Annotated in this window: 13 protein-coding genes; 6 read left to right on the top strand and 7 right to left on the bottom strand. The window is 62.4% G+C overall.

What is annotated here, in order from left to right; genetic code table 11:
• Positions 1–36: 36 nt before the first annotated feature.
• Entirely contained in the window at positions 37–372 is a 336-nt protein-coding gene (locus tag LDN70_RS01640) for a hypothetical protein (RefSeq protein ID WP_166841119.1), read from the bottom strand.
• A gap of 75 nt (positions 373–447) precedes the next feature.
• Here LDN70_RS01640 and LDN70_RS01635 point away from each other — a divergent pair, with 75 nt between their 5' ends.
• From LDN70_RS01635 to LDN70_RS01615, 5 genes are all read left to right on the top strand, one after another.
• Complete coding sequence (locus tag LDN70_RS01635) at positions 448–843, top strand: hypothetical protein (RefSeq protein ID WP_166841118.1); 396 nt, start codon at positions 448–450, stop codon at positions 841–843.
• A gap of 63 nt (positions 844–906) precedes the next feature.
• Positions 907–1,395, top strand: a complete 489-nt coding sequence (locus LDN70_RS01630; RefSeq protein WP_166841117.1) for a MarR family winged helix-turn-helix transcriptional regulator — start codon at positions 907–909, stop codon at positions 1,393–1,395.
• 85 nt (positions 1,396–1,480) lie between these two features.
• Positions 1,481–2,950, top strand: a complete 1,470-nt coding sequence (locus tag LDN70_RS01625) for an MFS transporter (protein WP_223941522.1) — start codon at positions 1,481–1,483, stop codon at positions 2,948–2,950.
• Between the two features lie 65 nt (positions 2,951–3,015).
• Positions 3,016–3,336, top strand: coding sequence for a hypothetical protein (locus LDN70_RS01620; protein WP_142937014.1), 321 nt, complete (start codon positions 3,016–3,018; stop codon positions 3,334–3,336).
• A gap of 165 nt (positions 3,337–3,501) precedes the next feature.
• A complete protein-coding gene (locus LDN70_RS01615) occupies positions 3,502–3,909 on the top strand; it encodes a hypothetical protein (protein ID WP_223941521.1) in 408 nt (135 codons plus the stop codon).
• 44 nt (positions 3,910–3,953) lie between these two features.
• Here LDN70_RS01615 and LDN70_RS01610 read toward each other — a convergent pair whose 3' ends face one another.
• From LDN70_RS01610 to LDN70_RS01590, 5 genes are read right to left on the bottom strand one after another with little or no spacing between them, the layout of a single operon-like run.
• Positions 3,954–4,334 carry a RidA family protein gene (locus LDN70_RS01610; RefSeq protein WP_223941520.1) on the bottom strand — a complete coding sequence of 127 codons (381 nt, stop codon included), beginning with the start codon at positions 4,332–4,334 and terminating at the stop codon, positions 3,954–3,956.
• Positions 4,335–4,381: 47 nt separating this feature from the next.
• Positions 4,382–5,146: an amino acid ABC transporter ATP-binding protein gene (locus LDN70_RS01605; RefSeq protein ID WP_284705371.1), complete on the bottom strand. Its 765-nt coding sequence runs from the start codon at positions 5,144–5,146 to the stop codon at positions 4,382–4,384.
• A complete protein-coding gene (locus tag LDN70_RS01600) occupies positions 5,146–6,069 on the bottom strand; it encodes an amino acid ABC transporter permease (RefSeq protein WP_223941519.1) in 924 nt (307 codons plus the stop codon). Before LDN70_RS01600 ends, LDN70_RS01605 begins: the two co-directional genes overlap by 1 nt.
• Before the next feature lie 17 nt (positions 6,070–6,086).
• A complete protein-coding gene (locus tag LDN70_RS01595; RefSeq protein WP_223941518.1) occupies positions 6,087–7,028 on the bottom strand; it encodes an ABC transporter substrate-binding protein in 942 nt (313 codons plus the stop codon).
• A 10-nt stretch (positions 7,029–7,038) separates the two neighbouring features.
• Positions 7,039–8,316 carry an alpha-hydroxy acid oxidase gene (locus LDN70_RS01590; RefSeq protein ID WP_223941517.1) on the bottom strand — a complete coding sequence of 426 codons (1,278 nt, stop codon included), beginning with the start codon at positions 8,314–8,316 and terminating at the stop codon, positions 7,039–7,041.
• 127 nt (positions 8,317–8,443) lie between these two features.
• Between LDN70_RS01590 and LDN70_RS01585 the strand changes: the two genes are divergently transcribed.
• Entirely contained in the window at positions 8,444–10,138 is a 1,695-nt protein-coding gene (locus tag LDN70_RS01585) for a PucR family transcriptional regulator (RefSeq protein ID WP_223941516.1), read from the top strand.
• Between the two features lie 17 nt (positions 10,139–10,155).
• Here the strand turns inward: LDN70_RS01585 and LDN70_RS01580 are convergent, their stop codons facing one another.
• Entirely contained in the window at positions 10,156–12,510 is a 2,355-nt protein-coding gene (locus LDN70_RS01580; RefSeq protein ID WP_223941515.1) for a glycoside hydrolase family 65 protein, read from the bottom strand.
• Between the last annotated feature and the right edge of the window lie 11 nt (positions 12,511–12,521).

The raw sequence follows: 12,521 nt of genomic DNA, 5'->3' as shown, positions 1-12,521 counted from the left end.
AATCATTGGGATGCCGGGCGCTTCGGGCACCAGTTACTACGGTGCGCAGGCATCCTTCAATGCCTGGACTGACTCAGCCGGCACTTCGTCTCCTGCTTCCGCGATCTGGTTCAACGGCGTCGTAATCTCTGCGGGGACACCGGCAGCTTCGGCGGCCGAGACCAAGCCGACTAGGAGTTGCTTGTCCTGAACGCTGACCAAGCCGTCCTGAACTACAGCACAGACCTGCTTGGTCACTTCATCGGCGGCGGCCGTGGCCACCTTCGAGGCGGCGTCGCTGGCAGCGTTTGTGGCAGCTTCCTCCACGGCTCCACACCCGACGAGCAGCAACAACAACGGGGCGGCGGACAGGGCGGCTAGGCGACGGGTCATGAGTCCAGCCTAGCAATCGGAACGTGCTGGCAGATATCCCTATGCCATCATCTCCATGGTTGGTACGCTCACCGAATGCGGATCCGCCCGATCGATCTTGTGGATGTCCTGGTCTATCTGGTGGTGTTGGGCGTTTTTATCCAATTACTCCCGGCTGTTATTTCCGAGTCGTTCCTACTGGCCCTGCTGACGGCAATCCTGCTCAAGATCGTGCTTGAGATTGTGCTGCTCGCCAAGAAAAAGATCGTGGGGCGAATTCGGGGCGGGAAGACCGTCGTTGTCCGGGTCATTAGCATCGTGGCGCTGCTCCTTATCCTGCCAGGGAGCAAGTTCCTGGTTCTCGAGCTGGTGGCGTTCGCCTTTGGTGACGCCGTTCAGCTCGGCGGATTCTTCGCAGTTACTGCACTCATCATCGTCCTGATGCTGGCGCGCGGAGGCATGCGGCGCCTGTTCGGGCAAAAGGATGAATGACTAGGGCGGGCTACCTACCGCGAGCAAGACGGGCCGGCGATGCGCCCCACCTATGCTTGACGAATGGGAGAAAAGCCAGTGAACTTTGCGGCGTTGGCCGTCTGCATGATTGACATTTCGTCAGATATCCGGCGCAAGTCACTCAATGAGACCGGCCTGCCACCCATCTCAAACGGCGTCCTGGAAATTCTTCGCGTGGTGGAAGGCCACCCGGGCGTCACGGTGGCGGAAGTCGCTGCACGCCTGGGACGCCAACTCAGCAATGTCAGTGTCCAGCTCCGTGAGTTGGTTGCTGCCGGGCTGGTCACGCGCGTAAAAGACGCATCGGACAAGCGCTACGTTTCCCTACACCCCACGCCCGAATCCAAGAGGATCAAGGCCCTCTTGGACGGGGTGTGGGCCAGCGTTCTGGACAGTGCCAGCGAGCGACTCACCCCCGAGGAACGGGCACTCATCCAAGCCAGCCTTCCGGCGTTGCAGAAGCTGGCGGGAATACTATCCGAGCCTGAGCACCACGTGAACGGCCCCGCCACCAAGTCCACCCGGGCGTAAGCGACGTCACGCCACCTACGCTTACCGTCATCTCCAAAAGTACTTATACTTTTGTAAGTATTACTACTTCGATGATTGGTGCCCCGTGACCTCACAACTGCTCGATAAGACCACTCCCTCGGGGGGACCGGACGGGAAGAAAGCGATGGGTTGGCGGGCCCTGCCGTTCCTCGCGCTTGCCCAGTTCATGGTGGTCCTGGATGGAACCATCGTGAACCTGGCACTCCCCCGGCTTCAAATGGAAATGGGCATCAGCGACTCCACCCGAGCATGGGTGGTCACGGCCTACGCACTGGTTTTCGGCGCGTTTCTGCTCCTAGGTGGCAGGATCGCTGATTTTTGGGGCAGGAAGCGGACCTTCATCACCGCCTCCGCGGGCTTCGCGATCGCCTCACTCATCGGTGGCCTGGCCCAGCAGCCTTGGGAACTGATCGGGGCCCGTGCCCTGCAGGGTATCTTTGCTGCACTCCTGGCACCCGCAGCCTTGGCCCTGCTGACGGTCGCTTTCCCGGGAGGCAAGGATCGCGGCACCGCATTCGCCATCTTCGGTTCCATCAGCGGGGTGGGCGCGGCCGCAGGCGTCTTGTTTGGCGGCTTCCTCACCGAGTTCGTTTCGTGGCGCTGGTGCTTCTTCGTCAACGTCCCCATCGCCATCATCGCCCTCGTTGGCGTCTGGACCCTGGTGAGCGAAAGCAAAGCGGGCGGCTCCACCAAATACGACTGGCCCGGCGTCGTTCTTGCCGCGTCCGGCCTGGGCGCCCTCGTCTACGGTTTCGCGAATGCCGAACACGGCTGGGCGGCTATCGAGTCATGGGGCTTCATCGCCGCAGGCGTGGCCCTGCTGGTCCTGTTCGTCGCCGTCGAGCGAAAGGTCAAGAATCCACTGCTGCCGTTGCACGTCGCTACAGAACGCAACCGGGCGGCTGCCTTCCTGGCCTCATTCTTGGCCGGAGCGGTGCTGATTGGCGGCATCCTGTTCATCAATTTCTATCTGCAGATCGTACTGGCCTTCGCGCCCTTCGCAGCCGGAATCGCTTCGCTACCCATGACCGTGGTCCTGATCGTCACTGCTGGCCTTATTGCGAAGAACCTCCCCAAGCTGGGGGCAAGGATCCCCAGCGCGTTGGGGCCTATCTTCATTGCTGCAGCCATGCTGTGGCTTACCCAAGTCACTCCCGGGGGAACATACGCCGTCAACATGCTGCCGGCCCTCATCCTCATGGGCGTAGGCCTCGGAATGGTCTTTGTCCCCATGCAAAACCTGGCCCTGTTCGGAGTGGGCAAGGACGATGCCGGCGTCGCGAGCGCGCTGGTCAACGCATCACAGCAGATAGGCGGCTCGCTGGGCATTGCGCTTTTCAGCACCATCGCGGCGGCGGCCACAGCAGCGCTCGGCGGCGGGACGCTGGCTGCGCTGACCTCGGGCTACTCGCTGGTGTTCCTGTGGGCCGCCGGAGTGGCGCTGCTGATCGTCCCCGTCGCACTGCTCCTGATCAGGATCGACCGTAGGACCTTCAGCGGAACAAGCGATACCCCGCACGTTCACCTGGGTTGAGCCTCAGGGCCATCATCGTGTCGATGCTTTGTGGCGAAATACCTCTTCCGAAGGAGAATGGGACCATGCACAATCGAGAGCTGCCCGGCCTGGACGAGTTGCTGGCGGACGGCGAACTCCTGACCGTGGCGAAGGTAGCGGAATACCTCGCCGCGCATCGCATGGCGACCGCGAACTGGTTCGGTCCGACCGGCCGTTCACAAAACTCCACCTGGATCGACCGCGACGGCACGGGCTGGCGGGTGTGGGACACCGACGAACGAGCCGGGATCATGGACTTCACCATCCTTCGCACCCAGTCGGAAACAGAGGCGCTGCGCAGCTTTCTCCGCCGGGCGCGGCATCACCGCGACCTGGACAGCACGGCGGTCCGGCGCAACTATTGATGCGGTGCCGCACACAGGACACGGGGGGCCGCCGCGGCGGAACGGTTCTGCAATGACGACGGCGGATATCTCCCGTTAATATTGACATGACATAAGTCACATTCTGTAAGCTAATTCCACAGTCAGGCATCCGGCTTCCTTCGCCCTACCCGGGGAGGTCCTCACATGGCCCCGAATTCACTTAAGGCCGAGAATCTCATGGCCCATGGCGTCGCGCTGTCGGCGGCCACGATCGCCAGGCGACGGGCCGCCGCTCAGCACGGCAATCATGTAGTGGCAAACAAGCCCGATGCCCTCCTCGGAGCAATAGCCGTCCGGCAACTGTTCCACCGCTGGCCCTTGGTGCCCTCCCGCGAACTGGAACGCATCCGACACGTGCTGATCCACTGCGACCAACTTGGATCACCGGACACTCATCACTTATCCGAACCGGCGCAGGCGCTGCTGGATTTGATCAACTGCGAGTTGGAGCGTCGGCGCCTGGCAGGTAGCCAGGCGTCCGGAACGGCGCCGGTCGGTGACGCAGTGGTGGAAGGACAGCCGCCATCCGCCCCGGACAAGGATGCCGCCTGAGGCAGGCAGGCACCCTGGCCCCGACATTCCTGAGGGTGCGGTTGCTACGGGACGGCCGCTACGACGTCGATCTCCACCAAGAAGTCGCCCAGGAACGAACCCACGGTGGTGCGCGCCGGGTATGGGGCAACAACGTACTTTTCGTAGATGGCGTTGAACCCGTCCAAGTCGCGCCCCGGGTGGTGCAGGTGCACGGTCGCCTTGACTACGTGGGAGAAGTCCAGGCCGTGGGCACCCAGGACTTCGCCCACGTTCTTCATGGCCTGAATGGTTTGTTCCTCGATGGTGATCCCAACCCGCTCGCCCGTGATGGGGTGGTGGGGTGTTTGTCCCGCCGTGAACAGGAATCCGTTGGCCACGATGGCCTGGGAATAGGGGCCGGCCGGGCTTGGTGCGAGGTCCGTAGTGACTTGGAGTCGGGTCATGATGGTGATGCCTTTCGTCGTGCTTGGAGTTCTTACAAAACCGATGCTTACAAAACCTTGGAGAGGAACGCCTTGGTGCGTTCGTGCTGCGGATTGCCCAGCACTTGCTCGGGCGGGCCGCTTTCGACCACCACGCCACCGTCCATGAACACCACCTGATCGGCCACCTGCCGGGCGAATCCAAGCTCGTGGGTCACCACCACCATGGTCATTCCTGCTTCAGCCAGGGACTTCATGACGTCCAGGACCTCGCCCACCAGTTCGGGATCCAGCGCGGACGTGGGTTCATCAAAGAGCATCAGTTTGGGCTTCATGGCCAGCGCCCTGGCGATCGCGATGCGTTGCTGCTGTCCACCGGAGAGCTCCTGTGGGTAGGAGTGTCCGCGGTTGCCCAGGCCTACCCGGTCCAGAAGTGCCTGCGCTTCCACCACAACCTCGCGCCGGGGCCGGCCAAGCACATGCACGGGGGCCTCGATGATGTTCTCCAGCACCGTCATGTGGGGGAAGAGGTTGAAACGTTGGAACACCATGCCCGCGTTGAGCCGCGAACGGGCCGTTTGGCGTTCCTTCATTTCGTAGAGCTTGCCGTTGCGTTCGGCGTAGCCCACCAGGTGCTCGTCAACATAGAGGCGGCCGGCGTCAACCTTTTCAAGGTGGTTGATGCAGCGCAGGAAGGTGGTTTTGCCGGAACCGGACGGGCCGATCAAACAGGTCACCGATCCCTTTTCAACCCTAAGGTCAATGCCTTTCAGGATTTCAATAACGCCGAAGTTCTTCCGGACTCCCCGGGCTTCCACCATGGCGGTAGTCATCATGCTGTCCTTGTCTTAGGCTTGCGGATCCGTCGCGGCGCTGAGTCGAAACCACGGCCGTACCGGCGTTCAAGTTTGTTTTGGAAGAAGCTCAGGACGGTGGTCATGAGCAGGTACCAGAGGCTCGCAACGATCAGCAGCGGAATGGTTTGGTAGTTGTTCGCATAAATGATCTGGGCGGAGTAGAGCAGGTCCGAGATCGCCAGGACGCTCACCAAGGACGTGCCCTTCAGCATCGAAATGACCTGGTTGCCGGTGGGGGGAAGGACCACGCGCATGGCTTGCGGCAGAATCACCCGGCCCATCAGCTTGCCACCGCTCATGCCCAGGGCCCGGGCGGCGTCGTACTGGCCTTTGTCCACCGAGCCGATGCCGCCACGGATGATCTCGGCCATGTACGCAGCCTCGTTAAGGGACAACCCCAGCAGTGCCGCACCCAGCGGGGAGATCAGCACATTTGCCGATCCCAACACCACGGATGGTCCACCGAAGGGAAGCCCGAAAGCGATCACCGGATACAGCGCCGCAATGTTGTACCAAAAGATCAACTGGACCAGCAGCGGCGTTCCGCGAAAGAACCAGATGTAGCCGCGGCTGATGGTGCTCAGGATCGGGTTGTCGGAGAGCCGCATGATGGCCAGCAGCGTTCCCAGCGCGATGCCCACGGTCATGGAAACTACGGTCAGCAGAAGCGTCAGCCCTGCACCGGCGAGGATCTGTGGGGCGAACAGGTAGGACACCACAACGTCCCAGCGGTAGCGTTCGTTCACTGCGACATCCCAGGCAGCACCCAGCGCCACCAGAATGAGGACGATCGCCAAGGCCAAACGGACCGGGTGCTTCAGGGGCACCACCGGGATGGAGTCACCGGCCGCTGATGTGGCCGGCTCCTTGGTATCGGGGGCTGAGGGTTGCGTATTCATAGCAGTCACCTCTTTCACTACTGGGCGAAGTTGACGCGGGCGTCGGTGATGGCACTGGATTCAAGGCCGTACTTCCCGAGGACCTTGACGTAGGACTCGCTCTTGATCACGGCATCCAGTGCCGCGGATACGGACTTCACCAGGCCGGATTCCTTCGGCACGCCCACCCCGACGGGAGCGAACTCGTATGTCCGGGCAACCTCGATCTGCGGGTTCTGGGTGGCGGCGTAATTCAAAATGGGCGAGTCAGCCAGCACCGTGTCCAGGCGTCCGCTGGTCAGTGCGGAGATGGCCTGCCGGGTGTCCTGGAATTCGCTCTTTTGAATGGCGTCTTTGCCGGCGGCTGTGCAGGCTTGGTCATAGGTAGGGACATTCACGGTCAGCTGGTAGGAGCCCGTGAGGAGCCCTACTTTCTTGCCACAGAGTGCGTTCTCATCCTTGATGCCACCGGGATTGCCTTTGGGAACGGCAATCGCATTACCTATCTGCATGTAGTCAACAAAGTCCAGGACTTCCATCCGCTTCTCCGTGGGCGTCATGGAGGAAACAGTCATGTCGTAACGGTCAGCTGCAAGGCCCGGAATGATGGAATCGAAGTTGGCCACCTGGATGTCCACGGTGACACCCAAAGCCTGGCCGATCAGACGAGCCACGTCCGGGTTGGTTCCGGCCATATCCTGGGTACCCTCGAGGTAGAACTGCGTCGGCGGCTCGTTGGTGGGGATGGCAACGCGCAGCACCTTGGAAGCCTTGATGGACTCCGGAAGAAGGTCGACGGCGGCCTGGTTGACTTCCAGCGCAGGGACACCGGTACCCGCTGCGGCAGCGCCGCCGGACGGGTTCGACGCCGATGCGTTGCCGGCGGGGCTGCACGCCGTCACTGACAGCATCAGCGCTGCAGTGACAACGGCAACCGGAAGGCCGAGCTTGGTTCGTTGTAGCGTTGGGGAATTTTTCATGTCAGGATGCTCATTTCTGCAAAGCCCAGGTGGGCTCCGTGGGTTGGGTGCGGGTGAACGCTTCATTGCGGTGCCGGATCAAATCCCGGCCTTCAGTGCGCAGTTCTTCGATGGTGGACACTCCCAGGAGCATCATGGTGCGGGTCATTTCTGCCCGGAACAGGGTCAGGACGTGGGCCACCCCCGCCTCGCTGGCGGCAGCCAGCCCATACAAGTAGGGGCGCCCGATGGAGCAGGCATCCGCGCCGAGAGCCAGCGCCTTGACGACGTCGGAACCCCTGCGGATGCCGCCGTCGACGATGATTTCCATCCGGCCGGCAGTCCTCTCAACAATGTCGCCAAGGACATCCAGCGGGGCCGCCATATGGTCCAATTGCCGTCCGCCATGGTTGCTGACCTGGATGGCGTCGATTCCCATGGAAGCCGCCAACGCGGCGTCGTTCGGGTAGACAACGCCCTTGAGGACGATCGGCCCGTTCCAGCGTTCCCGCAGGTCCCGGATGTCATCCCAGTCGGTGGGCTCATACGAACCGGCAAGAAGCGTGCGCCACATGTCCGGCGAGCTGGCCAAGGGACCGGCCGGAACCTCAGCGTCCAGGTTGGGGAAGGCAATTGCGTCATTGGCCAGGAACCCCAGCGCCCACGCAGGGTGCAACATTCCCTCCACAACCGTCTTCGGCTTGATGGACGGCGGGGCGGTAAACCCGTTGCGGTAATCGCGCTCGCGGTGTCCGATGGCCCGGCAGTCCACATTGACCAGCAAGGCTTCGTAGCCGGAATTGGACACCCGATCCAGGACGGCCTGCAGGAGGCCCTTGTCCGAGGTTGGTTCCAGGTTGAACCACCGGCGAAGTCCCGGCGCCGCGGCACTGACGTCTTCCATGGTGGTGGTGCTCAGGTGCGCCAAGCCGTACGGGATGCCGGCGGCGAGCGCTGCGCGGGCGACGGCGGACTCACCTTGTGGGTGGAACAGCCGGGTACCGCCTGTGGGCGAAAGGGTCACCGGCATGGAAACCGGTCCGCCGAGGAGGGTTGAGCTGAGGTCCAAGTTGTCCACCGAACCCCATTTTGGGAGGAAGGACCAATCGTCGAATGACGAGCGATTGCGGCGCAGCGACACCTCATCTTCGCCGCCGCCTTCGATGTATTCGAAGATGCTCTTGGGCAGGCGCTTGGCTGCCAGCTTCCGCATGTCCTCCACGCTGTAGCACTTACGTGACAGGCGCTCCGAGACGGTTCGGGCCGGTCCCTGCACCGAGGCGAGCGCCTTGATGTCCTTGAGTTTCATGGTGTGTCCTTTGAGTTCCTGCTGGGTTACCCGTCCAGCTTCTTTCCCAATAGTGACGCAGATCTCCTCCACTCAATATGTGAATTCCTCCATAAGATAAGAAATAGGCTTGTGATAACGTCCAGCTATGGATCCAGCAGAGACGCTTCCAGAGCCCCAAACCACCGAGCGCTCCCAGGCCCTGACGCAGCAGTCCGGCATGCAGCAAACCACTGTCCGGTTATCCGATTGCATCCAGCTCATGCAGGCCGATCTGGTGCACGCCAACCCCACGCCTGAGAACCTGGGGCATCCAGTGTCAGACGTACTGATGTACGACCCCTTGGACAACTGGTCCAGCGTGGACGACCGCATCATCCTGGCCGTGGGGTGCACGTACGGATCCCCTGATTTTGACCAACTCCTCCACAGGGCAGCGAACAGCAGCGCAGCGGCGGTGATCGTCAAAGCGCACGGGGCCCGGATGGAGGAGTTGCGTGCAGCGGCAGTCCGGCACAGCCTGTCACTGCTCGTGGCGCCGGATCATGCCGACTGGACCCGATTGGTGGCGCTAGCGCGGGCCTCGGTGATGGGCGCTGCCGCAGACTCGGTGTCCGGGGTCCGGTTGGGTGACCTCTACGCTTTCGCCAATGCCGCGGCTTCCATGACCAACGGCGCGGCAAGCATTGTGGATCCGCTGGGACGCATCCTGGGCTATTCCACACTGCCCGGGCAGCCAATCGATGAACTCCGGCGCATCACCACGCTGACCCTGCAGGAAACCATCCAGCCAGCTTTCGACCAGGATTTCAAGATGGTCTACGACGCCCCGGGAGCGGTGATGGTACCGGCGCTCGACGACGGTATGGCGCGACTTGCGCTGGCCGTCCGGGCAGGCGGAGAGCTGCTGGGTTCCATCTGGATCATCGACCCCGGCGAGGAGAAACGCGTCACGGCTTTGAATGCTTTGGACCGGATGGCGCCCTTGGCCGGGTTGCACATGCTCCACGCCCGCTCGGCCTCCGACTTTGGGGAACGACGCAACGCCGACCTCATCCGGACGCTCATGGACGACACCCCGCACGCATCGTTCGCGGCCGCGCAGTTGGGATTGGATACCGTAAATGGCCTGGCCGTGGCAGCATTTTCAATTGTCCGTCCGGAGACCGGCAGCCTGGAATCCGTGCGCGACATCCACCGGCTGCTGCACTTGGTAACAACGGTATGCAACGTGCAGTTCGGCACCAGCCACAGTGCCCTGATCGGGTCGGTGGTTTATGCACTGCTGCCCTGTAACGGGGCTGAGCCGCGAGCTGCGCACGGGCGGATCATCCAGGAAATCGAAGCATATTCGCACACCATCAGCTCGTTCCCCGTTATCGCTACAGTGGGTGGCATCGCCCACGACATCGAGCACCTGCCCCGGTCCAGGTCCGAGGCAATCCAAACCCTGCATTACCTGCTGAAGCTCAAGTCGAGTCAGGGGAAGTCGCGGCAGGGCAAGTCGCCTGGCGTGGCGCTCCATGAGGACTTCCAGATCCCCCTGAACCTGTTGAAAATCGGGGAGTTCATTGAAGACAACGGGCTGGGCGGCGCGGACCAGATCGCCAGGATTCAAGCCCGCGATGCCGAGCAGCAAACGGACTACCTGGACACCCTCCGCGCCTACCTTGCCACCAACGGGAACATCTCCGCCATGGCCGCTGAACTCCATGTACACAACAACACCGTCCGTTACCGCGTGGCCCGCCTGGCCGGGGATTTCAACCTGGACCTGGCGGACCCGCAGAACCGCCTGTGGTTGTGGCTGCGCCTGACCACCATGGACCTCGCCGCAAAGTAGCCCCGCGGAAGCCGGAACTATCGGATGATCGGAAGGCCCGCCGTCGGAAAGACGCTGGGGAAGATCGACGGCGGCGGGACGGGTACGGTGTCCAGCGGCACCGTGACGGTGTCCGCACCAACGGTGACGTTGTCCCCCCGCACGTCAATGCGCAGTGGCTCCTGGCTGTAGTCCTCCCCGGATACAAGTGTCAGGGCGATGGAACCCTGTGCGAGATCCACGGCCAACAAACGTCCCTGCACCTTAAGCCGGAAGGACAGGCCTTCCCACTCCACAGGCAGGCGGGGATCGAAGCGCAAAACTTCGCCCTGGTCCCGCATACCAGCGAAGCCGCATACCAAGGAGCTCCAAATACCGCCCGTGGAGGCGATGTGGACGCCGTCGATGGTGTTGCCGTGCGAGTTGTCCAGATCAATGAACAGTGCCTCGGTGAAGTGCTGCAACGCGACGTCACCGTAGCCCACCTCGGCCGCCATGATGCCCTGCACACAAGCGGACAGGGTGGAGTCGCCGGTTGTGATGGGATCGTAGAAGTCGAAGGCGCGTTGCTTCTCCTCAGCCGTGAAGTCCTGCCACTGCAGGAACATCGCCAGCACCGTATCGGCCTGCTTGAGGACCTGGTGCCGGTAGATCACCAACGGGTGGAAATTCAGCAGCAGCGGGTACTTGGACTTGGGCGTGTTCCAGTCCCACGGCTCCAGGGTCATGAAGTCGTTGTCCTGGCTGTGCAACTGCAGGTGCGGATCGTAGGGCAGCGACATCCGCTCGGCCGCCTGCCGCCACACCAGACGCTCGGTATCGCTGACGCCTTCGTCTTCCAGCGCAGCTGCAGCCCGAAGGTTAAAGCGCGCCATGACGTTGGTGTACAGGTTGTCATTGACCACAGCCGTGTACTCATCCGGACCCGTAACGCCATGGATATGGAACAGTCCGTCCTTGCCGAAGAAACCCAGCGAAGCCCACATGCGGGCCGTCTCGATCAGCAGGTCAGCGCCCAGTTCCCCACGGAAGGTGGCATCTCCGCTGGCCCACTCGTAACGGTTGGCTGCAAAGGCGATGGCAGCAGCAATGTGGAACTGGGCCGTTCCGGCTGCGTAGTAGGCGCTGGCTTCCAGGCCATTGATGGTACGCCACGGGAACAGCGCACCGTCCACACTGAGCTCCTTGGCCCGCACCCGGGCGTCGGGCAGCATGGCGTGACGTGATTCCAGGACCTTTCTGGCACCACAAGGGTTGGTGTAGGTCAGATACGGCAGGAGGTAGATTTCCTGGTCCCAGAAATAGTGGCCCTCGTACCCGGAACCGCTCACTCCCTTGGCAGGGATACCAGCCACACCGGCACGCGCAGTGGCCTGCGCCAGCTGGAACAAGCCCCAGCGCACGGCCTGTTGCATCTCCGGCTGTCCCCCAATGTAGACGTCGGCCGTGGTCCAGTACTCGGCATAGTGGGCCTTGCTCTGGGCCAGGATGTCGGCGAAAGGCACGAGGTTTGCTTCGGCTTCCGTCGCGAGGCTTTCGCCGCGGTCCTCGGCGTCCGAAGACCCGGCCACCACATAGCTGACCGACTTCTCCAAACGGAACGTGTCGCCGTCGTGGATGGCCAAAACGTAGCGGACAGAGGAGTCATCCTCAGCCACCAAGGTCTCAAAAGGCTGGCCTTCAGCGGAGATCCAGTGATCCACGCCCATGGCCACACGCTGGCGGGACTCGGACGTCTCCCAGGCGAGGCGAAGTGAGCCGTCGGCACCCTGGAGGTGCAGCGGCAGCAGGACCCGGCCCGCGTGCCGGCCGGAGCGGCGCGGGTCATGGACCGAGTGGTCCTCCACAGGCTGGTCCTGGCGGTTCACGACGCCGGAGGTGATGTCCGCAGACACGTCCCGGTCCGCTGTCAGCGACAGCTCCAGGCCAAGACATCCGCGGGAATCGAAGCCCACAGCGCGGCGCTCTACCGTGGTGACGGTGGCGCCGGAACGGCAGGCCCAGGTGATGCTTTCCTCGTAGACGCCTGTGGAAAAGTCCACACTACGGTGGTAGTCCAACACCGTGGATTCGGCCAGGCTCAAGGCCTCGCCATCAATGGATACGGTGAAATTGTTGGCGTCCGGCACATAGACGATCCTCTGGCCCGTCCGGGCAAAACCGTAGGCGTTCTCGGCGTGCTTGATGTCCCAGATCTCATGGAAACCGTTAATGAACGTTCCGGGAAGCTCGCCGTCGCCCGCTGTTGAATGTGAGCCACGGATGCCAAGGTGGCCGTTGCCAAGCGCAAACAGCGTTTCCAGCGTTCCCTCGTCACCGGGGACGTGGATGTTTTCCACGAGCTTCCAGGGCTCGCAGGGGAAGCGAAGCCGGTCGGAGCTGATGAGTGCCATGGGCAGTTGTT

It is taken from the genome of Arthrobacter sp. StoSoilB22, from assembly GCF_019977315.1.
In the GTDB taxonomy this organism is placed as follows: domain Bacteria; phylum Actinomycetota; class Actinomycetes; order Actinomycetales; family Micrococcaceae; genus Arthrobacter.
Note: the sequence above shows the minus strand (reverse complement) of the source record. Positions and strands in the feature narration are given on the sequence as shown.

Coding starts and splice junctions, on each gene's coding strand:
- LDN70_RS01640 (WP_166841119.1), bottom strand. CDS start 372: ATGACCCGTCGCCTAGCCGCCCTGTCCGCCGCCCCGTTGTTGTTGCTG.
- LDN70_RS01635 (WP_166841118.1), top strand. CDS start 448: ATGCGGATCCGCCCGATCGATCTTGTGGATGTCCTGGTCTATCTGGTG.
- LDN70_RS01630 (WP_166841117.1), top strand. CDS start 907: ATGGGAGAAAAGCCAGTGAACTTTGCGGCGTTGGCCGTCTGCATGATT.
- LDN70_RS01620 (WP_142937014.1), top strand. CDS start 3,016: ATGCACAATCGAGAGCTGCCCGGCCTGGACGAGTTGCTGGCGGACGGC.
- LDN70_RS01615 (WP_223941521.1), top strand. CDS start 3,502: ATGGCCCCGAATTCACTTAAGGCCGAGAATCTCATGGCCCATGGCGTC.
- LDN70_RS01610 (WP_223941520.1), bottom strand. CDS start 4,334: ATGACCCGACTCCAAGTCACTACGGACCTCGCACCAAGCCCGGCCGGC.
- LDN70_RS01605 (WP_284705371.1), bottom strand. CDS start 5,146: ATGACTACCGCCATGGTGGAAGCCCGGGGAGTCCGGAAGAACTTCGGC.
- LDN70_RS01600 (WP_223941519.1), bottom strand. CDS start 6,069: ATGAATACGCAACCCTCAGCCCCCGATACCAAGGAGCCGGCCACATCA.
- LDN70_RS01595 (WP_223941518.1), bottom strand. CDS start 7,028: ATGAAAAATTCCCCAACGCTACAACGAACCAAGCTCGGCCTTCCGGTT.
- LDN70_RS01590 (WP_223941517.1), bottom strand. CDS start 8,316: ATGAAACTCAAGGACATCAAGGCGCTCGCCTCGGTGCAGGGACCGGCC.
- LDN70_RS01585 (WP_223941516.1), top strand. CDS start 8,444: ATGGATCCAGCAGAGACGCTTCCAGAGCCCCAAACCACCGAGCGCTCC.
- LDN70_RS01580 (WP_223941515.1), bottom strand. CDS start 12,510: ATGGCACTCATCAGCTCCGACCGGCTTCGCTTCCCCTGCGAGCCCTGG.